Origin of the sequence: Streptomyces sp. NPDC126499 (genome assembly GCF_040302485.1) — a bacterium.
GTDB lineage: Bacteria > Actinomycetota > Actinomycetes > Streptomycetales > Streptomycetaceae > Streptomyces.
The window spans coordinates 408,223-428,002 of the sequence record NZ_JBEOUO010000004.1 but is presented as its reverse complement, the minus strand read 5'-3'; the positions used below and the strand labels follow the sequence as shown (position 1 = coordinate 428,002).

19 protein-coding genes are annotated in these 19,780 nt (G+C 73.0%); 5 read left to right on the top strand and 14 right to left on the bottom strand.

The features are described 5' to 3' along the window. Positions 1-23: 23 nt before the first annotated feature. Positions 24-1,178 carry a serine hydrolase domain-containing protein gene (locus ABTZ91_RS08575; RefSeq protein WP_352076374.1) on the bottom strand — a complete coding sequence of 385 codons (1,155 nt, stop codon included), beginning with the start codon at positions 1,176-1,178 and terminating at the stop codon, positions 24-26. A gap of 196 nt (positions 1,179-1,374) precedes the next feature. On the opposite strand from ABTZ91_RS08575, the gene dnaN reads away from it, so the two are divergent. After that, positions 1,375-2,475 carry a DNA polymerase III subunit beta gene (gene dnaN / locus ABTZ91_RS08570; protein ID WP_352076373.1) on the top strand — a complete coding sequence of 367 codons (1,101 nt, stop codon included), beginning with the start codon at positions 1,375-1,377 and terminating at the stop codon, positions 2,473-2,475. Between the two features lie 30 nt (positions 2,476-2,505). Here dnaN and ABTZ91_RS08565 read toward each other — a convergent pair whose 3' ends face one another. The 8 genes from ABTZ91_RS08565 to ureA all read right to left on the bottom strand — a co-directional run bounded on the left by ABTZ91_RS08565 (position 2,506) and on the right by ureA (position 11,969). Beyond that, a complete protein-coding gene (locus tag ABTZ91_RS08565) occupies positions 2,506-3,861 on the bottom strand; it encodes a hypothetical protein (protein WP_352076372.1) in 1,356 nt (451 codons plus the stop codon). Positions 3,862-3,930: 69 nt separating this feature from the next. Then, entirely contained in the window at positions 3,931-5,562 is a 1,632-nt protein-coding gene (gene cimA / locus ABTZ91_RS08560) for a citramalate synthase (protein ID WP_352076371.1), read from the bottom strand. Between the two features lie 284 nt (positions 5,563-5,846). Further along, a complete protein-coding gene (locus tag ABTZ91_RS08555) occupies positions 5,847-7,190 on the bottom strand; it encodes an MFS transporter (RefSeq protein WP_352076370.1) in 1,344 nt (447 codons plus the stop codon). An 81-nt stretch (positions 7,191-7,271) separates the two neighbouring features. Next, positions 7,272-7,811 (bottom strand): TetR/AcrR family transcriptional regulator, encoded by a 540-nt coding sequence (locus ABTZ91_RS08550; RefSeq protein ID WP_352076404.1) that lies wholly within the window; start codon positions 7,809-7,811, stop codon positions 7,272-7,274. Between the two features lie 80 nt (positions 7,812-7,891). After that, a complete protein-coding gene (locus tag ABTZ91_RS08545) occupies positions 7,892-8,440 on the bottom strand; it encodes a hypothetical protein (protein ID WP_352076369.1) in 549 nt (182 codons plus the stop codon). Positions 8,441-8,530: 90 nt separating this feature from the next. Further along, complete coding sequence (locus ABTZ91_RS08540) at positions 8,531-9,550, bottom strand: agmatine deiminase family protein (RefSeq protein ID WP_352076368.1); 1,020 nt, start codon at positions 9,548-9,550, stop codon at positions 8,531-8,533. A 20-nt stretch (positions 9,551-9,570) separates the two neighbouring features. Next, the gene (locus ABTZ91_RS08535; protein ID WP_352076367.1) at positions 9,571-11,253 is read right to left on the bottom strand and encodes an urease subunit alpha; all 1,683 of its coding nucleotides are present in this window, start codon (positions 11,251-11,253) and stop codon (positions 9,571-9,573) included. Beyond that, positions 11,253-11,969, bottom strand: a complete 717-nt coding sequence (gene ureA / locus ABTZ91_RS08530; RefSeq protein WP_352076366.1) for an urease subunit gamma — start codon at positions 11,967-11,969, stop codon at positions 11,253-11,255. Before ureA ends, ABTZ91_RS08535 begins: the two co-directional genes overlap by 1 nt. 165 nt (positions 11,970-12,134) lie before the next feature. On the opposite strand from ureA, the gene ABTZ91_RS08525 reads away from it, so the two are divergent. Then, positions 12,135-13,706, top strand: coding sequence for a cytosine permease (locus ABTZ91_RS08525; RefSeq protein ID WP_352076365.1), 1,572 nt, complete (start codon positions 12,135-12,137; stop codon positions 13,704-13,706). Positions 13,707-13,713: 7 nt separating this feature from the next. Here ABTZ91_RS08525 and ABTZ91_RS08520 read toward each other — a convergent pair whose 3' ends face one another. The 3 genes from ABTZ91_RS08520 to ABTZ91_RS08510 all read right to left on the bottom strand — a co-directional run bounded on the left by ABTZ91_RS08520 (position 13,714) and on the right by ABTZ91_RS08510 (position 16,562). Next, complete coding sequence (locus ABTZ91_RS08520; RefSeq protein ID WP_352076364.1) at positions 13,714-14,829, bottom strand: branched-chain amino acid aminotransferase; 1,116 nt, start codon at positions 14,827-14,829, stop codon at positions 13,714-13,716. 247 nt (positions 14,830-15,076) lie between these two features. Beyond that, positions 15,077-16,117 (bottom strand): 3-isopropylmalate dehydrogenase, encoded by a 1,041-nt coding sequence (locus ABTZ91_RS08515; protein WP_352076363.1) that lies wholly within the window; start codon positions 16,115-16,117, stop codon positions 15,077-15,079. A 313-nt stretch (positions 16,118-16,430) separates the two neighbouring features. After that, complete coding sequence (locus ABTZ91_RS08510) at positions 16,431-16,562, bottom strand: hypothetical protein (protein WP_352076362.1); 132 nt, start codon at positions 16,560-16,562, stop codon at positions 16,431-16,433. A 259-nt stretch (positions 16,563-16,821) separates the two neighbouring features. Between ABTZ91_RS08510 and ABTZ91_RS08505 the strand changes: the two genes are divergently transcribed. Next, the gene (locus ABTZ91_RS08505) at positions 16,822-17,160 is read left to right on the top strand and encodes a helix-turn-helix transcriptional regulator (RefSeq protein ID WP_352076361.1); all 339 of its coding nucleotides are present in this window, start codon (positions 16,822-16,824) and stop codon (positions 17,158-17,160) included. Beyond that, positions 17,157-17,936: a hypothetical protein gene (locus tag ABTZ91_RS08500; protein ID WP_352076360.1), complete on the top strand. Its 780-nt coding sequence runs from the start codon at positions 17,157-17,159 to the stop codon at positions 17,934-17,936. Before ABTZ91_RS08505 ends, ABTZ91_RS08500 begins: the two co-directional genes overlap by 4 nt. A gap of 33 nt (positions 17,937-17,969) precedes the next feature. On the opposite strand, the gene ABTZ91_RS08495 is transcribed toward ABTZ91_RS08500, so the two are convergent. Beyond that, on the bottom strand, positions 17,970-18,554 hold the full coding sequence (locus ABTZ91_RS08495) for a GNAT family N-acetyltransferase (protein WP_407077919.1): 585 nt from the start codon (positions 18,552-18,554) through the stop codon (positions 17,970-17,972). A gap of 78 nt (positions 18,555-18,632) precedes the next feature. Here ABTZ91_RS08495 and ABTZ91_RS08490 point away from each other — a divergent pair, with 78 nt between their 5' ends. Next, entirely contained in the window at positions 18,633-19,517 is an 885-nt protein-coding gene (locus ABTZ91_RS08490) for an alpha/beta fold hydrolase (protein WP_352076358.1), read from the top strand. On the opposite strand, the gene ABTZ91_RS08485 is transcribed toward ABTZ91_RS08490, so the two are convergent. Next, positions 19,507-19,743: a hypothetical protein gene (locus ABTZ91_RS08485; protein ID WP_352076357.1), complete on the bottom strand. Its 237-nt coding sequence runs from the start codon at positions 19,741-19,743 to the stop codon at positions 19,507-19,509. The genes ABTZ91_RS08490 and ABTZ91_RS08485 overlap by 11 nt on opposite strands. Positions 19,744-19,780: the final 37 nt, after the last annotated feature.

Genomic DNA, 19,780 nt, shown 5'->3' with positions numbered 1-19,780 from the left:
GTCGGCGGTCGGCCGGCCGCGGGTCAGACCTCCCGGCGGTCCGCGGCCGCCGTCACCGCTCGTATCAGGCGGTCGTTCTCCGGCGCGCCGGGGCCGCCGGCGAAGGCGAAGCGGCGCCGGGCGTAGCCGTACGCCAGGCCTCGGGACGGGTCCGCGAAGGACTGGGTGCCCGGGGCGCCGCTGTGGCCGATCGCGGTCGGGCCGAGCTCGGGGTGGCGGGTGGCGAGCGGGACGAAGCCGAGGCCGAAGGCGTTCCGCTCGCCGGTGACCAGGTCCGTGCCCGAGGAGTGGACGCGGGAGACCTCGGCGAGGGTGTCCGGCTCGAGCAGCGGGGCCCGCCCGTCGAGCCCGCCCGCGACCGCCGCGTACATCCGGGCCAGGCCCCGCGCGCTGCCGACGCCGCCCCCGGACAGCGGGGCCGCGGCGCGCACGGCCCGGGAGTTCCCGTACGCGACGGCGTCGAAGGGCGGCTCGGTGTGCAGGCAGAAGGCGAGGGCGAGCAGGCTGTCCGGGGCGACCGGGTTCGCCTTCTCGAAGGCCCGCTGGGCCGGGGTGGGCAGCATCGGCAGGGCCGGCCGGAAGCGGGGCTCCAGCTCCTCGGGCAGGCCCAGGTGGTACTCGATCCCGTACGGCGCGCGGATCCGCTCCTCGTAGTGCTCCTGGACCGTCCGGCCGGTGGCCCGCAGCACCACCTCGCCGGCCAGGGCACCGAAGGCAAGGGCGTGGTAGCCGTGGCCGGTGTCCGGCTTCCAGTACGGGCGGTGGGCGGCGAGCCGGGCGGCGACCAGGCGGTCGTCGGCGAGCTCGTCGAGCGTGAAGCCGCCCTCGACGCCGATGACCCCGGCCCGGTGGGCGAGCAGGGCGCGCAGGGTCACCGTCTCCTTGCCCTCGGCGGCGAACTCGGGCCAGTAGGACGCCACTTCGCGGTCGAGGTCGAGCGCGCCGTCCTGCACGAGCAGGGCGACGACCAGGGCGGTGGCCCCCTTCGCGGAGGAGTAGAGGGCGAGCAGCGAGTCGCCGTCCACCCCGTCGCCGCCCCACAGGTCGACGACCTGCCGGCCCCGGTGGTAGACCGCGAGCTGGGCGCCGCCGTCCCGCGCCTCCTCGGCGACGACGCCGGCGAACTCCTCCCGTACGGACTCGAATCCGGGCGCCACCGTGCCGTGGACCTCACCCATCGCGCTCCCCCGTCTGCTTCGCGGACCGCTCTCGCCGACTGCTCTCGTGGACTGCCTCGCGGACCGCTCTCTCGGCCTGCCTTCGCGGACCGCCTCGGAGAGCGGAACGATCAGGGGCGCGCCGGGATTCCCGGTCGCCGGCCCCCAACGCCGTGGACCGACGCCGTTGTCAGTGGCGGCCGTTAACGTCGGCGGCATGGAATTCCGTATCGACAGAGCCGTGCTGACCGAGGCCGTGGCCTGGGCCGCCCGCGTGCTGCCCGTCCGCTCCCCCGTCCCCGTCCTCGGCGGCCTGCTCCTGGAGGCGGCGGACGGCCGTCTGCGCGTCTCCGGGCTGGACTACGAGGCCTCCGCCCGGATCGAGGTCGAGGCCGAGGTCCTGGCCGAGGGCCGGGCGCTGGTGCTCGGGCGGCGGCTGCTCGACATCTGCAAGGTGCTCCCGCAGGCGCCCGTGGCCTGCGCGGTCGACGGCGCGCGGCTCTCGGTGACCGCCGGTGACGCCCGCTTCGGACTCTCGCTGCTGCCGCTGGACGACTATCCGGCCCCGCCCGCCCTGCCCGCGTGGCGCGGCGCGGTGGACGCGGACGCCTTCGCGGCGGCCGTCGGGCACGTGGCGGTGGCGGCCGGCCGGGACGACTCGCTGCCGGTGCTCACCGGGATACGGCTCGGTCTGGACGGGACGACGATGACGCTGGCGGCCACCGACCGCTACCGGTACGCGGTGCGCACCCTGGAGTGGAAGCCCGAGCCCGGCACGGAGGAGGTCGCCGACGTGGTGGTGCCGGCCCGCCGGCTCACCGAGATCGCGCGCTCGCTCGCCGGTGCGGGGACGGTCCGGCTGGCCCTCGACGGCGGCTCCTTCGGCTTCGAGAGCGGCGGCATGCGGACGACGACCCGTCTCCTCGACGGGCGGCTGCCCCGGCACGACAAGCTCTTCGCGCTCGGGGAGCACGCGGTGGCGCTCACCGATCGGGCGCCGCTGGTCGAGGCGGTGCGGCGGGTCGCGGTCGTGGCGGAGGGCGACAGTCCCGTGCAGCTCGCCTTCGACGGCACGACGGTGCACCTCCAGGCCGGGTACGAGGACGACGTGGCCTCGCAGCGGCTGCCGGCCGAGCTTGCCGGGGCCGAGGCCATGACGGTGGCCTTCAACCCGGGCTATCTCCTCGACGCGCTCGGCTCCTTCGACGCCCCGCGGCTGCGGCTTCGGCTGCTGGGCCCCGGGCAGCGGGCGCTGATCACGGACGCGGAGGGCGAGGCGCACCGCCATCTGCTGATGTCGGTGAAGCCGCTGGTCTGACCCGAGGGGACCGGACGCCGGGGAAGGGGCTCAGAAACCGCCGCCGCCGTCGAAGCCTCCGCCCCCGTCGAAGCCTCCGCCGCCACCGAAGTCGCCCGAGCCGAAGTCGCCGGAGCTGAAGTCGGCACCGGAGAAGTCGCCGCCCTGGAAGTCCTGGAAGTCACCGCCGCCGTACTCGCCGGCGTAGGCCGGGGTGGCGAGCATCGAGCCGAGCATGGTGCCCATGAGCAGGCCGGGCAGCAGGCCGCCGCCGAAGTAGCCGCCGGCCCAGGGGCCGTAGGCGGGCCCCGCCTCCCAGTAGGGGCGGCGGCCGGTCTCGGTGTCCACGGTGCGGGCCATCGGGTCGAGGCCCTGGTCCAGGCGGGCCGCGTCGGCGGCGCAGACCGGGATCTGGCGGGCGGCGCCGCCCGCGGGGGTCCAGGTGCGGTCCTCGGCGGAGGGGCCGTGGCGCGGGTCGAAGAAGCAGGGCGGTCGCCGCTCGGGCAGCGGCCGGCCCTCGCGGCGGGCGGCCAGGACGGCGAGCGACCAGCGGCCGTCCTCCAGGGCCTGGGTGACGGCGCGGACGTCGTGCGGATGCGTGGCGGACCCCATCAGGGACTTCGCCTTGTCGTAGGAGTCGAGGGCCCGCTCGTAGTCGCCGCGCATGGCGTCGTCGGCGCCCGGCTCGGCCGGGTGGAAGTCCAGCCGCTCCAGCTCCTCGCCGAAGGCGGTGATGTCCTCGTCGACGACGACCCGCAGCCGTTCGAGGGCCTCGCGCTCCTCGGCCTCCCTGCGGCGCTTCTTCTGGCGGACGACCGCGTAGGCGCCGGCGCCGCCGGCCGTGAGGAGCGCGCCCAGGGTGACCAGACCGCCCACCGGGACGCCGGTGTCCGTTCCGACGGAGCCCCAGCTCGCGGGCGCCGAGCCGCGCAGGGTGGGCAGGGCCTGGTCGACGAAGTTGTTCAGCTCGGTGCGGGCGTCCACGCCGGGCTGCCGTACGGAGGTGACGAGGTTCTCCACGGCGTCGCGGGACATCACCGTCCGGTCGGCGCGGGCGTCGAAGCCGTCGCCGAGGCGGATCGCGTACAGGCCGGTGATGCCGGTCTGGGTGCGCAGGTTCTGGAAGAGGTCCTCGGGCGGGAACTGCGCGTTCGCGGGCAGCACGGCCACGAAGAGCGGCTTGTCCGCGTCCTTGATCTTCTCGGCGAGGGCGTCGGCGTCGGCCTGGGACAGCTGGCCGGCCGCACCGGGGTCGACGTACACCGGGCCCTGCTTGAGGGCGGCGGCGGCGTCGGGTATGCCCGTGGCCCTGGCTCCCGCGGTGGGCGCCAGGACCGTGAGCAGCAGGAGTATCAGCCCGGCGAGGGCCGACAGTGCCGTGGTCGCGGATATCGCCCTGGTCCTCATGCTTCGACGCTACCCGAACAACCTCGAACAGGACATAGCGGACATAGGGTGATAGGCGAGGAAATCCAATTATTCTGCCGGTTCGATGCCCGCCCGCAGCAGTCCGTAGGTGAAGGCGTCCTCCAGGGCCTGCCAGGAGGCGGCGATGACGTTCTCGCCGACGCCCACCGTCGACCACTCCCCGTTGCCGTCGCTGGTCGTGATCAGCACCCGGGTGGTGGACTCGGTGCCGTGGCGGCCCTCCAGGATGCGGACCTTGTAGTCGACCAGCTCGAACTTGGCGAGCTGCGGGTAGATCCGCTCCAGGGCCACCCGCATCGCCCGGTCCAGGGCGTTGACGGGGCCGTTGCCCTCGGCGGTGGCCACGATCCGCTCGCCCTTGGCCCACAGCTTCACGGTGGCCTCGTTGGCGTGGGTGCCGTCCGGGCGGTCCTCGACGATCGCCCGCCAGGACTCCGTACGGAAGTAGCGGCGCGGCCTGCCCTCCGCCTCCTCGCGCAGCAGCAGCTCGAAGGAGGCGTCGGCCGCCTCGTAGGTGTAGCCCTGGAGCTCGCGCTCCTTGACCCGCTCGACCACCCGGGCGACCAGTGCCCGGTCGCCGCCCAGGTCGACGCCGAGCTCCTTGCCCTTGAGCTCGATGGAGGCACGGCCGGCCATGTCGGAGACGAGCATCCGCATGGTGTTGCCGACCAGCTCGGGGTCGATGTGCTGGTAGAGGTCCGGGTCCACCTTGATGGCGGAGGCGTGCAGACCCGCCTTGTGCGCGAAGGCGGAGACGCCCACGTACGGCTGGTGGGTGGAGGGGGTGAGGTTGACGACCTCGGCGATGGCGTGCGAGATCCGGGTCATCTCGGCGAGCGCGCCCTCGGGCAGCACCTTCTTGCCGTACTTCAGCTCCAGGGCCGCGACCACGGGGAAGAGGTTGGCGTTGCCCACCCGCTCGCCGTAGCCGTTGGCGGTGCACTGGACATGGGTGGCGCCGGCGTCCACGGCGGCGAGGGTGTTGGCGACGGCGCAACCGGTGTCGTCCTGGGCGTGGATGCCGAGGCGGGCGCCGGTGTCGGCGAGGACGGTGGCGACGACGGCCTGGATCTGGGCGGGCAGCATGCCGCCGTTGGTGTCGCACAGGACGACGACGTCGGCGCCGGCCTCGTGGGCGGCGCCGACCACGGCCTTGGCGTAGGCGGGGTTGGTCTTGTAGCCGTCGAAGAAGTGCTCGCAGTCGACGAAGACCCGGCGGCCCTGGGAGCGCAGGTAGGAGACGGTGTCGCGGACCATCTCCAGGTTCTCGTCGAGGGTGGTGCGCAGGGCGAGCTCGACGTGCCGGTCGTGCGACTTGGCGACCAGGGTGATCACCGGCGCGCCGGAGTCGAGCAGGGCCTTGACCTGCGGGTCCTCGGCGGCGTTGCCGCCGGCCCGGCGGGTGGCGCCGAAGGCGACGAGCTGGGCGTTCTTGAAGGTGATCTCCTGCCGGGCGCGGGCGAAGAACTCCGTGTCGCGCGGGTTGGCGCCGGGCCAGCCGCCCTCGATGAAGCCCACGCCGAACTCGTCGAGGTGTCGCGCGATGGTCAGCTTGTCCGCGACGGTGAGGTTGATGCCTTCACGCTGCGCCCCGTCGCGCAGCGTCGTGTCGAAGACATGGAAGCTGTCGTCGACGTGGCCGGCGTCCAGGCGCGAGCTCTCGCCGTTCTCCGTGGTCATGACTGTGATGGCTCCTGTCGGATGTGGCTCCGGAAGGTCTGGATCCACTTGCCCCCATTCTCACGCGCTGTCCGCTTCCGGCGGTGGTGGGGCCGGAAAACGAAAAAACCCCTCGCGGGTGCGAGAGGTCTGCGCGCGGGTCTGGGGCACGGTGGCCGCTGCCGCGGGGGTGGAGTCCCGCGGTTCAGCGGTCACTGCGGACCGGCGCGCTGCTGCCGATAATCATGGTGGTAGCGAGCACGCCGGAAGTCTGCCACACCCGCGCGCGGCGGCGGACACGAATCTCACGATGCGGAATCGGCGGCGGTCTCCCTCGCTCGTACGGGCGCGGGGAGGGCGGCGTGACCGGTGCGGCCCACCCGGCCCAGGTCGATGTCGCGGGTCTCGCGCATGGTGACGTACACGATCAGCGAGACCGCCGCGCAGCCCGCCACGTACCAGTAGTAGCCGGACTCGACGCCCGCGTCCTTGAACCACAGGGCGACGTACTCCGCCGTGCCGCCGAAGAGGGCGTTGGCGATGGCGTACGGCAGGGCCACGCCGAGGGCGCGCACGCCGGTCGGGAAGAGCTCGGCCTTCACGCAGGCGTTGATCGAGGTGTAGCCGGTGACGACGACGAGCGCGAGCAGCGACAGGCCGAGGGCGGGCCAGAAGGAGCCGGCGTGCCGCAGCATCGTCATGATCGGCACGGTGAGCAGGGTCGAGCCGACCGCGAAGGTGATGAGCAGCGGGCGGCGGCCGATCCGGTCGGAGAGCCGGCCGGCCAGCGGCTGGAGACAGGCGAAGACGATCAGGGCGCAGAAGGAGACCAGGGTGGCGGTCTGCTTGGACAGACCGGCGGAGTTGGACAGGTACTTGGTCAGGTAGGTGGTGTACGTGTAGTAGGCCACGGTGCCGCCCATGGTGAGCGCGATGACGAGGAAGGCCTCGCGCCGGTGCGCCCACAGGGCCTTGATGGTGCCCTTCTCGCCGCCGGCGACGCCGTCGTCGGCGGTCTCCTCGTAGACCTCGGTCTCCAGCATGTTGCGGCGCAGGTAGAACACCACGGCCGCGCCGAGGGCGCCGACGATGAAGGGGATGCGCCAGCCCCAGCTGTGCAGGGCCTCGGTGGACATGGTCCGCTGGAGCACGATCTGCAGGCCGAGGCCGAGGATCTGTCCGGCGGTCATCGACACGTACTGGAAGCTGGAGGCGAAGCCGCGGTGCTGCGGGGCGGATGCCTCGGTGAGGTAGGTGGCGCTGGCGGCGTACTCGCCGCCGACGGACAGGCCCTGGAGGAGCCGGGCCACCAGGAGGACGGCGGCGCCGCCGTATCCGGCGACGGCGTAGGTGGGGGCGACGGCGATGAGGACCGCCGAGGCGGACATCAGCGTCACGGTGAGGGTGAGGGCCGCCTTGCGGCCCTTGCGGTCACCGACCCGGCCGAGCAGCCAGCCGCCGACCGGGCGCATGAAGAAGCCGACGGCGAAGATGCCGGCGGTGTTCATGAGCTTGGCGGTGTCGTTGCCCTCGGGGAAGAACGCCCCCGCGAAGTAGGTCGCGAAGCTCGCGTACACGAACCAGTCGAACCACTCGACCATGTTGCCGGCCGAACCGACCCAGATCTTCTTCCAGTGCTCTCGTCCCATGGCCCCGAACCGTGCCGGAGACGACCCGGGGGCAACAAGGGTGCCACGCACAACGATCAGGAGTACTTGCGTGCCTAAAGATCACGGGATCAGGGTTTCGGCGATGAACTCCCGTACGTGGTCGAGGACTTGGTCCCGCCCGGTGCCGGGGATGCCGACGGCGACGTGCACGCTGAAGCCGTCGAGCAGGGCCCGCATCCGGTGCGCGTACCGGTCCGGGTCGACGGCCCGGAACTCCCCGCGCGAGACCCCTTCGGCGATGATCGCGACGAGGTCGCGGTGCCAGGCGCCCTCGATGGCGGCCTGCCGGGCACGGGCGTCGTCGTCGGCGTTCTGCGAGCGGTTCCAGACCTCCAGCCACAGCGTCCAGTGCGGGTCGCGCGGCCCGTCGGGCACGTACACGTCGACATAGCCGTCCAGTCGCTCCCGCGCCGTGCCGGGACCGGAGAGCAGCGCGCTGCGCTCGGCGCCGAGCCGGCCCTCGCTCCACTCCAGGGTGCGCAGCAGCAACTCGTCCTTGGTGCGGAAGTAGTAGAGGAGGTGCCCGCTGCTCATCCCGACCTGCCGCCCGAGGCCGGCCATGGTGAGCCCGTCCAGACCGCGCTCGGCGATGGTGTCCATGGCGGCGGCGAGGACGTCCTCGCGCGGCGGGGCCGCCTGGTTGCGGCGCCGGGGGTGGTGGGGCGGGCTGCTGCTCTGACTCACTCGTACGTTCTACAGGATGAGGGGTGGTCCGGGATCCGGCCGCCCGGCCGGGGGGCCGGGACGACGCGGACGGCGCCGGGCGCGAACAGGATCTCGTACGGCGTGGAGCAGTCGGCGTACAGGGTCGCGACCTCCGCGCCGCAGGCACAGACCCGGTTGGGGCCGTCGGCGCCCGCCGCGCCGCAGCAGCCGGAGCTGCGCAGCGGCTCCGGCTGGAGGTCGAGCGGCAGGACGTCGTCGGGGTGCAGCACGTACTGGTTGCGCGGCCCGGCCGAGACGAGCCAGCCGCGCTCGTCCGACGCCCAGGGACCGCCCGGGTGGATCCCGTCGTAGGCGTCCTCGTCCTCCTCCGGGCAGGGGACGAACGGCGCGCCCCGGTGGTCCGGCTGGACCGCGTACCGGCCGCGGGGCATCGTCGCCGGCGAGCGCCGTAGCCCGTCGGGGCCGGGTGACCCGTCCCACGGCGGCAGGTCGGGCACGGCGTCCATGAGCCGTACGGCGTCGGTGAGGGGGCGGGCGCAGGCGGCGCAGATCAGGATGTCCATCGGGGCGATCGTCCTCGAGACGGCACCCCGATGGACACCGGTTTTCCGGACCTCTCCCCGCTTCTCCGGGTTCGGCCGGTGCGCCGGGGGTCAGACCGCCGGCTGCTGCTGCGTGATGCAGTGGATGCCGCCGCCGCCCGCGAAGATCGGGCGCGCGTCGACGAGGACGACCTCGCGCTCGGGGAAGAGCCGGCGGAAGATGCCGGCCGCGACCTCGTCGTTCGGGTCGTCGAAGCCGCACAGCACCACGCCGCCGTTGCAGAGGTAGTGGTTGATGTACGAGTAGTCGACCCAGTCGCCCTCCTCGTCCTTCAGGACGGTCGGGGCGGGGACCTCGACGACCTCCAGGGGGCGGCCCTGGGCGTCGGTCTGGCCGCGCAGGAGGTCGAGGTAGAGGCGGGAGCGCTCGTGGTCGGGGTGGTTGGGGTTCTGCTGGCTGTGGACCAGGACGGTGCCGGGGCGGGCGAAGGCGGCGACGATGTCGACGTGGCCCTGGGTGCCGTACAGGCCGTAGTCGCCGGCCAGACCGTGCGGGAGCCAGATCGCCTTGGTGGTGCCCAGCTTGTCGTGGATCTCGGCCTCGACCTCGCGGCGGGTCCACTCGGGGTTGCGGCCCGCGCCGAGCTGCACCGTGTCGGTGAGCAGGACGGTGCCCTCGCCGTCGACGTGGATGGCGCCGCCCTCGTTCACAAGAGCGCTGCTCACCACGGGCACGCCGGCGGCGTCGGCGACATGGCGGGCGATCTTGGAGTCGTGCTCCCAGCGGGCCCAGTCCTGTCCGCCCCAGCCGTTGAAGACCCAGTCCACGGCGGCGAGCCGGCCCTCCTCGTCCTTGACGAAGGTGGGGCCGATGTCCCGCATCCAGGCGTCGTCCAGCTCGCGCTCGATCAGCTCGACGTCGTCGCCGAGCAGGGCGCGGGCGGACTCGGTGTCGCCGGGGGCCACCACCATCGTCACCGGCTCGAAGCGGCGTACGGCGCGGGCCACGGACGCCCAGGCGGCGCGGGCCTCGGCCAGCTCCTCCTCGTCGGTGAAGGTGGGGTTGGGGCTGGGCCAGGCCATCCAGGTCCGCTCGTGCGGGGTCCACTCGGCGGGCATGCGGTACGTCATGGGTACGGGTCCTAAGGAGGTCAGAGGAAGTAGAGGCGGTTGAGCGAGACGGACTCGGCCGCCTCCGAGCGGATCGGGGAGCCGTCCAGGGACACGAGGCCGGTGCGGCCGTCGACCTGGACGTCGCCGATGCGCGAGTTGAGCAGCAGGTTCCCGGGGCCGATGCCTCGGGTGCCGCGCACGGGGACGCGCCGACGGCGGGTCGGCATGCGGTCGGAGCCGAGGTCGACGGCGGCCTGGGCGACGAACGCGACGGAGATGTCGGCGGCGGTCGCGCCGTGCCCGCCGAACAGCGGGCCGAGGACGAGCGGCTCGCAGGTGTCGGTGGCCGCGTTCGGATCGCCCACGACCCCCCACGCGGGGAAGCCGGACTTCAGCACCAGCTGCGGCTTGGCGCCGAAGAACTCCGGACGCCACAGCACGATGTCGGCCAGCTTGCCGACCTCGATCGAGCCGATCTCGTGCGCGAGGCCGTGGGCGATCGCCGGGTTGATGGTGAGCTTGGCCATGTAGCGCAGCACGCGCGCGTTGTCGTCGTGCTCGCCGTCGCCCTCGAGCGGGCCCAGCTCGGCCTTCATCTTCCCGGCCATGGCGAAGGTCCGGCGTACGGTCTCGCCGGCCCTTCCCATTCCCTGCGCGTCGGACGAGGTGATCCCGATCGCGCCCAGGTCGTGCAGGACGTCCTCCGCGCCCATCGTCCCGGCCCGGATCCGGTCGCGCGCCATGGCGGCGTCGCCGGGCAGGTCGGTCTTCAGGTCGTGGACGGAGACGATCATCCCGTAGTGCTCGGCGACCGCGTCGCGGCCGAAGGGCAGGGTGGGGTTGGTGGAGGAGCCGATGACGTTCGGCACGCCCGCCATCTTCAGCACGTTCGGTACGTGTCCGCCGCCGCAGCCCTCGATGTGGAAGGCGTGGATGGTGCGGCCCTCCAGGACGGCGAGGGTGTCCTCGACCGACAGGCACTCGTTGAGGCCGTCCGAGTGCAGGGCGACCTGCACGTCGTGCTCCTCGGCGACCCGGAGGGCGGTGTCCAGGGCCCGGGTGTGGGCGCCCATGTCCTCGTGGACCTTGAAGCCGGAGGCGCCGCCCTCGGCGAGGGCCTCGACGAGGGGGGCCGGGTCCGAGGAGGAGCCGCGGCCGAGGAAGCCGACGTTGACCGGCCAGGCGTCGAAGGCGTTGAAGGCGTGCTTGAGCGCCCAGGGCGAGTTGACGCCGACGCCCCAGACGGGGCCGAACTCCTGCCCGATGACCGTGGTGACGCCGGAGGCGAGCGAGGCCTCCATGATCCGCGGCGACAGCAGGTGGACGTGGGTGTCGACGGCGCCGGCGGTGGCGATCAGGCCCTCGCCGGAGACGATCGAGGTGCCGGTGCCGACGACGACCTCGACGCCGTCGAGGGTGTCGGGGTTGCCCGCCCGGCCGATCGCGTGGATGCGGCCCTCGCGGATGCCGATGGACACCTTGCGGATGCCCTGGACGGCGTCGATGACCAGGACGTTGCTGATCACGACGTCGCAGGTCTCGCGGACGGCGGCGGCCTTGAGGTGCAGTCCGTCGCGGGCGGTCTTGCCGAAGCCGGCGAGGAACTCGTCGCCGGGCCGCTGCGAGTCGGACTCGACCCGTACGACGAGGCCGGAGTCGCCCAGGACGACCCGGTCGCCGGCCCGCGGGCCGTGTACGGAGGCGTACTCGTAGGGGTCCATCAGTTGCCCTCCTTCTCGGGCTCGCCGGGCACGGGGTTGTCGGCACCCAGGTATCCGCAGGCGGCAGCCCTGCGCAGGGCCTCCTCCTTCGCGCCGGGGGCGTCCAGCGGACCGTCGACCAGGCCCGCGAAGCCGATGGCGACGCGGGCGCCGCCGATGGGCACGAGGCCGACCTCGGCCTGGCCGCCCGGGTCGAAGCGGAAGGACGCGCCGGCCGGGATGGCCAGGCGCATGCCGTACGCGGCGGCGCGGTCGAAGGCGAGCCGCGGGTTGGCCTCGAAGAAGTGGAAGTGGGAGGTCACGCTGACCGGGACCGCCGCGGTGTTGCGGACGGTGAGCGTGACGGCCGGTTCGGCCTCCTCGTAGGCGGGCCCGGGACGCAGCGCGCCGGGCGCGTCCGCTCCCAGCGAGCCGCCGCCGATGGGGTCGGAGACGACGGCCAGTCGTGATCCGTCGTCGAAGACGGCCTCGACGTGGACCTCCGTGACGACGTCGGCGACGCCGGGCAGGACGTCGTCGGGGCCGAGGACGGAGCGGGCCGCCTCGATCGCCTCGGCGAGTCGCTTGCCGTCGCGGGCGGCCTCGCAGACGGTGTCGGCGATGAGGGCGGTGGCCTCGGGCACATTCAGCCTCAGGCCACGGGCCCGGCGGGCGCGGGCGAGCTCGGCTGCTCCGAAGATCAACAGCCGGTCGCGTTCCGTGGGGGTCAGTCGCACGCCCCAAACACCTCCTGCGTGAGCGACACGTTTGAACGACACTCTAAATGTAAAAACCGCAGCTTCCAAGCATTGACGCGAGCGAGCAGCGTCAGTCACATTGAGCGTCACTCTAAATCCCCCCACGCCGCCCCTCCCCCGTCCCCCATCCCCCCGGGAGTCCCCATGGCGATAGAACAGCGCGGAGTCGACACCATCCCCGAGGCGGAACGCACCAGCGGCCCCCGTGACCTCGTCTCGATCCTGCTCGGCTCCAACCTCTGCCTCGGCGTGATCGTCTTCGGCTGGCTCCCGGTCTCCTTCGGGCTGGGCCTGTGGGCCTCGGTGACCTCCGTCGTCGCCGGCACCCTCGTCGGCGTCGCCGTCACCGCCCCGCTCGCGCTCGTCTCCCTGCGCACCGCCACCAACCTCTCCACCTCCTCCGGCGCCTTCTTCGGCGTCCGGGGCCGGCTGGTGGGCTCGGTGGTCGGTCTGCTGCTCTCCCTCGGCTACACCGCGCTGACCCTGTGGATCGGCGGCGACGTGATGGTCGGCACCCTGGAGCGGCTGATCGGCCTGCCCACCGGCGACGCCACGCACGCCGCCGTCTACGCGCTGCTCGCCGCCCTCACCGTGGTCGCCGCCGTCTACGGCTACCGGCTGCTGCTGCGGCTGAGCCAGGGCCTCGCCGTCGGCATGACCCTGCTGCTCGCGCTCGGACTTTTCGCCTACGCCGGGGACTTCACCACCGCGGCGGTGCCGGACACCCCGTATCTGCTCGGCTCGTTCTGGCCGACCTGGCTGCTGTCCGCCGTCGCCGCCGGGCTCAGCGGACCGGTCGCCTTCATCACGCTGCTCGGCGACTACACCCGCTACGTCTCGCCCGCGCGGCACAGCCAGAAGTCCGTCCTCGCGGCCACCTGTCTGGGCCTCGTGGTCGGCCTGCTGATCCCTCAGCTCTTCGGCACCGTCACGGCACTGGCGGCCCGCGGCGGCCTCGACTACGCCGGGCCGCTGGTGGCCGCCTCGCCCGCCTGGTACCTCGTCCCGCTGCTGCTGGCCGCGACCGCCGGCTCCGTCGGCAACGCCGGTCTGATGCTGTACTCGATGGGCCTCGACCTCGACGCGATCCTGCCGAAGGCGACCCGCGCCCGCGCCACCCTCGTCGTGGCGGCGGTCGCCACGGGCTTCGTCTTCCTCGGCCACTTCGCCTCGGACGCCCAGACCGCCATGACCTCGTTCGTGCTGCTGCTCACGGCGATCGGCACCCCGTGGGCGGTCATCACCCTGATCGGGCACCGGCGTTGCCGCGGCGCGTACGACGCCGAGGCCCTCCAGGTCTACAACCGGCGCTCGCGCGGCGGCGTCTACTGGTTCTCGGCCGGCTGGCACCCGCGCGCCACCGCGTCCTGGGCGATCGGCGCGGCGGTCGGCCTCGCCGGGGTGTCGACCCCGCTCTACGAGGGCCCGCTGCTGGCCCTCACCGGCGGGATCGACGCCAGCTTCGTGATGTCGGGAGTGGTGGGCGGCGTGCTGTACGCGGTGCTCACCCCGGCGAAGGCGCCCGCGCCCGAGACGACGGCCGCCGACGCGGCTCCCGGAACGGCCCACGGCACGACCCCCGACGCGGCCCACGGCACGACCCCGAAGACGGCACCCGAGGCGGCCCAGGAGTCGGCCCCGGGCACGGCTCCCGGCACGGCCCCGGACGCGAAGGCGCCCGGGACGCTGACCGTCCCGGGCGCCCTGGCGGACTGACCGGCCGCTACTTCTCGCCGCCCAGCTCGTGCATCCAGCCGTGGACGTCCTCGGCCTTCCCCGTCTGGATGGCGAGCAGCGCCTCGCGCAGCCTCATCGTGACCTCGCCGGGCCGGCCGCCCGACTGCTGCCACTCGCCCCGGGCGGACTTGACCGTGCCGACCGGGGTGATGACGGCGGCGGTGCCGCAGGCGAAGACCTCGGTGAGGCTGCCGTTCTCGGTGTCCCGCTGCCACTGGTCGATGGAGACGCGGGCCTCCTCGGCCTCGTAGCCGAGGTCGTCGGCGAGCTTGAGGAGGGAGTCGCGGGTGATGCCCGCGAGCAGCGAACCGGTGAGGGTCGGGGTGACGATCCTCGTCTTCCCGCCGTCCTTGCCGGCGTACACGAAGTACAGGTTCATGCCGCCGAGCTCCTCGACCCACTTGTGCTCGACCGCGTCGAGGTAGCAGACCTGGTCGCAGCCCTTGGCCGCCGCCTCCGCCTGCGCGAGCAGGGAGGCGGCGTAGTTGCCGCCGGTCTTGGCGTCGCCCATGCCGCCGGGGACGGCGCGGACGCGGTCCTCGGAGGCCCAGATGGAGACCGGCTTGACGCCGCCGGGGAAGTACGGACCGGCCGGGGAGGCGATGACGACGAACAGGTACTCGTTGGCCGGACGGACCCCGAGGCCGACCTCGGTCGCGATCATGAACGGACGCAGGTAGAGCGACGCCTCGCCGCCGTGCGCCGGCACCCACGCCTCGTCCTGGCGGACGAGGGCGTCACAGGCCTCGATGAAGGTCTCGACGGGCAGCTCGGGCATGCCGAGCCGGTGCGCGGAGCGCTGGAAGCGGCGGGCGTTGGCGTCGGGGCGGAAGCTGGCGACGGAGCCGTCGGGGCGGCGGTAGGCCTTCAGGCCCTCGAAGATCTCCTGCGCGTAGTGCAGGACGTTGGTCGCCGGGTCGAGGGAGAGCGGGCCGTACGGCACGAGCTCGCCGTCGTGCCAGCCGCGGCCCTCCGTCCAGCGGATGGTGACCATGTGGTCGGTGAAGTGCCGGCCGAATCCCGGGTTGGCCAGGATCGCCTCGCGCTCCGCGTCGGACAGCGGGCTGGAGGAGGGCTTGAGCTCGATGGTGGGCGTCGTCATGAGTGCTTGTCCTTCACCGGTTGTTGGGTCGGACCGCGCTCACGCCGCTCCGCAGTCACGCCGTACTGCTAGGACGTCCGAGCTTTCCCGCATGCCGCGGCCCCACGTTCGATTATCGCGCGTGGGGACCGGTGCACGAAACGGTGTGTGCGCGGTCCAGGGTTCGATGGTGGCACCCTGCGACCGCATAGGTACAGCCGCCGGGTGCTGGTGCGACCCGGCGGCTGTGTGGAGGTTCCGCGGCGGGTCAGCTCGCTACGCGTACCGCGAGCGCGTCGCCGATCTCGTCCGTCGTACGGACGGCGTCACCGCGCTCGGTGAGATCGGCCGCGACCGCCGCCTCGATCCGGGCGGCCTCGGCCTCGTAGCCGAGGTGGCGCAGGAGCAGGGCGACGGAGAGGACGGTGGCCGTCGGGTCGGCCTTGCCCTGGCCCGCGATGTCCGGCGCGGAACCGTGGACCGGCTCGAACATGGACGGGAACTCGCCGCTCGGGTTGATGTTGCCCGAGGCGGCGACGCCGATGCCGCCGGAGACGGCCGCGGCGAGGTCGGTGATGATGTCGCCGAAGAGGTTGTCGGTGACGATGACGTCGAAGCGGGCCGGGTCGGTGACGAGGAAGATCGTCGCCGCGTCGACGTGCAGGTAGTCGGTGGTGACCTCGGGGAACTCGGCCGCCACCTTGGTGAAGATGTTCGTCCAGAGGTGGCCCGCGAAGGTCAGGACGTTGTTCTTGTGGACCAGCGTCAGCTTCTTGCGGGGCCGGGCCTGGGCGCGGGCGAAGGCGTCCCGGACCACGCGCTCGACACCGAAGGCCGTGTTCACGGAGACCTCGGTGGCGACCTCGTGCGCGGTGCCCTTGCGGATGGTGCCGCCGTTGCCGGTGTACGGGCCCTCGGTGCCCTCGCGGACGACGACGAAGTCGATCTCGGGCTGGCCGGCGAGCGGGGTGGCGACGCCGGGGAGCAGCTTCGAGGGGCGCAGGTTGACGTGGTGGTCGAAGGCGAAGCGCAGCTTCAGCAGGAAGCCCCGCTCCAGGACGCCGGAGGGGACCGACGGGTCGCCGATCGCGCCGAGCAGGATCGCGTCGTGCTGCCTGAGGGCGTCGAGGTCGGCGTCGGTGAGGGTCTCACCGGTCGCGTGGTAGCGCTTGGCGCCGAAGTCGTACTCCTTGGTCTCCAGCTTCACATCCTGCGGAAGGACGGCCGAGAGGACCTTGAGGCCCTGGGCCACGACCTCCTGGCCGATGCCGTCGCCGGGGATGACTGCGAGATTGATGCTGTGAGACATGTCGGCACCCTACTCTTCGTCCCATCGTCTGACACATCATGTCCAGGATGCGGACGATCCTCCTGAACGGGGGAAGGCGCGCCGGGCCTCGGCCGGGCCACCTCGCGGCTGCGTCCGCGCCGGGTCGTGGTGGTGGCGCACTCGGCGCGCACCCTGATCGAGACGAGGAAGCCGGCGGCCGCCGCGCGGTGACCGGTGCGGAGGTCACCGCGAGACGGGCGCGGGCGCCTTCGTGCGGGGCGCCCTTGGAGGGAGCCTCGGGGTGGGCGGACCTCGGGGCGGGCGGGAGCCTCGGGACAGGCGGGGCCTGGGATCAGTGGCCCGTCGTGCCGCCGTTGTCACGGCGGTCGAGGGCGCGCTGGAGGGCGGCGGCGGCGTTCTTGCGGGCGTCGTCGCTCGGGCGGGCGGCGGCGTGGCGGATGCGACGGGCGGTCTGAGCGGCCATGAGGGATCGACTCCTTGAGATCAGCGTGATCGAAGGCGCCGGAAGGGGCGGGGAGCGCCGCCGCAGGGATTGCCTGCTCGGGGCGTCGCGCTCTCGACCGCCCTGCGCTCGATGGAGCGGGACGTTCGGCTCCTACAAAGCTAGGACAGCCGAACCGATCTGTCTCCACAATTACTCGGACTTCCTACTATCTGAGACGACGACGAGCCGCATGCCTATCTAGGTTGCCTTCCTACCTAGGTAGTGATGGAATGCCACCATGGCCGCAGACCGCAGATCCAGCTGGCTCAAGGGAGTCCTCGACCTGCTCGTCCTCTCCCGCCTGACCGACGGCGAGAGTTACGGGTACGAGATCGCCAAGTCGCTCGCCGCCGCGGGCGTCGGCGAGATCAAGGGCGGGACGCTGTATCCCGTACTGAACCGCCTGGAGGAGGCGGGCCTGGTGGAGGCCGAGTTCCGGGCCGCCGAGCGCGGTCCCGGGCGGCGCTACTACCGGCTCACCGACCAGGGGCGGGCGCACCTCGCGGCCGAGAGCGAGGCCTGGCGGGAGTTCCACCGGGCCGTGACGACCACGCTGCACCCAGGGGGCAACGCATGACCGGCGACTTCTCGACCGGCGACTTCGGAACCGGCGACACCGGGTCCGGCGAGCGCGGGACGCGCTACTTCGACGACCTGGCCACGGCCCTGCGCGCGGCGGGCGTACCGGAGGACGAGATCGGGGCCACCGTCGCCGATCTGCGCGGCCATGTCGCCGAGACCGGCACCACGCCGGAGGAGGAGTTCGGCCCCGTCGAGCGCTTCGCGGCCGGCCTGGGCGGCCTCGCCCCCGAGCCCGGGGAGCCGGACGCGGCGGCGGAGCGGTGGACCTGGACCGCGGACCTCTTCCACGACCGCCGGATGCTCGCGGTCCACGGCGACCAGGGCTGGGAGGTCGAGTCGCTGGACGCGCTCGGCCGGTTCGTCTGCCGGCGGGCGCCGGGGGCGGCCCTGCGCTGGGAGTACCGCCGGGAGGTCATCGGCGGCCGCCGCCGCGCCCGCGTCCTCGACGACCTCTCGCCGGAAGGCTGGGAGCTGTGCGGCGAGTGGCTGGTGTACGGCTACTTCAAGCGCCCCAAGGCGGCGACGGCCGGTCCCGCCGGGGCGCTGGACACGTTGCCGGCGACACCCCGGCGGTGGCTGTTCCTCAGCCGCCGGGGCAGGCTGGTGCTCGCCGCGTGGCTGGTGCTGGTGACCGGCTCGACGGCGGCGCTGTTCATCGGCGTGCTCGGCACGGCGGGGTTCGCGCTGACGCTGGGCCTGGGCTCGATGGTCTCGGCGCTGTACACGTCCCACCTGGAGGCCGCCAGGGGCCCGGCCGGGCCCACCCCCTGACCGCCGTCGCCCACGGCCGCCGCGCGGCCCGCGTCACATCACATCGCCGTCGCGCCAGTCGAAGACCAGCGGCTCGCCGGGATCGGGCAGCGGGCGGCCCGCGGCCGGCCGGAGATAGGTGGAGTCCTCCTCGTCGGGGAGGCGGACGATCCCCTGGGGGCCGAGGGTCGCGATCCGCCCGCGCCAGAGCCGCCAGCCGCGGGCCTCGTAGAGCGCGGCCCCCTCGTCGGAGGCGCTGAGCGCACCGAAGGCGTAGGCCCCGTCGATCGCCCGCTCCAGCTCGGCCATGACCCGTCCGCCGAGCCCCTGGCGCCGTCGCCCGGCGCGGACGGCCACCCCTTCGACGTACCCGATCCGGTGCGAGCGCCCCCGGTGGAGCACCCGCCGCATGACGAGGGCGCCGTGGGCGACGGGCAGCCGGCGCTCGTCCTCGATCCAGACGTGCAGGCCGCCGAGGCCGTGGTCCCAGTCCTCGTCGGAGAAGTCGCCGCCGAAGGCACCGTCGAGCAGGTCGCGCAGGGCGCGCAGCCGGTCGGGGCCGAGCGCGTGGGTCGGCGCGCTCCTGAGGATCACCGTCTCCGTCACCCCCTCAGTCTCCCCCTCTCTCCACCTAACCATCAATCAATTATTGACCGGTTAGGGGGTGATGCGCTTGACTTCCCTCACCAGTCACTCACCTTTGAGAGGTTAGAGAAGATGTCCGTGCTCCCGGTCCACCACCGCACCGTCACCGTCCGCGGCCACGAGATCTTCTACCGGGAGGCGGGCCCGGCCGACGCGCCCGTCCTGCTCCTGCTGCACGGCTTTCCCACCAGCTCGCACATGTTCCGCGACCTGATCCCCAGGCTGGCCGACGACCACCGGCTGATCGCCCCCGACCACCTCGGTTTCGGCCGCAGCGCCGCGCCCCCGGCCACCGCGTTCGACTACACCTTCGCCGAACTGGCCGCCCTGACCTCCGACTTCACGGAGGCCCTCGGCCTCGACCGGTTCGCGCTCTACGTCCAGGACTACGGCGCCCCCATCGGCCTGCGCCTCGCGCTCGCCCACCCCGAGCGCGTCACCGCGATCGTCACCCAGAACGGCAACGCCTACGAAGAGGGCCTCGGCGCCGACGCCTGGGCCCCCGTCCTCGCCCTGATCGCCGAGCGCACCGCGAAGACCGAGGCCCCGGTCCGCGCCATCCGCTCCCTGGACGGGATCCGCCGGCAGTACGAGACGGGCGTCCCCGCCGCCTACCGCGACCTGCTCAGCCCCGACGCCTGGCACCACGACGCGGCCCTGATGGCCCGGGAGGGCCAGGACGCGATCCAGCTGGACCTGATCGCCGACTACGGCTCCAACTTCGCCCTCTACCCGGCCTTCCAGGAGTACTTCCGGACCTCCCAGGTGCCCCTCCTCGCCGTCTGGGGCGAGGGTGACGAGATCTTCGTCCCGGCCGGCGCCGAGGCCTTCCGCCGCGACCTCCCGGACGCGGAGATCCACCTCCTGCCCACCGGCCACTTCGCCCTGGAGACCCACGCGCCGGCGATCGCGGAGCTGATCGCCGGCTTCCTGGAGCGTCGCCTCGTCAGGCCGTAGCCTCCTCCAGGCGGCGCACCACGCGCTCCACCCAGGCCGTGAACTCCGCACGGCCGGCTGCCCCGCCGCCGCACAGCGCCGCGACCTGCGCGTCCGTCATCCGGTCCGGTCCCGGTGCGGTCAGCAGCCGGTGCAGCTCCCTCATCACCGAGGTCAGCCGCTGCGCGTCGGGATGGTCGATCGCGTCGACCCCGTGCCCGGGGCCGAGAGTCGTCGAACCAGGCATGTCGCATCTCCTCGCCGAGCCGACCCCCCTCCCCAGC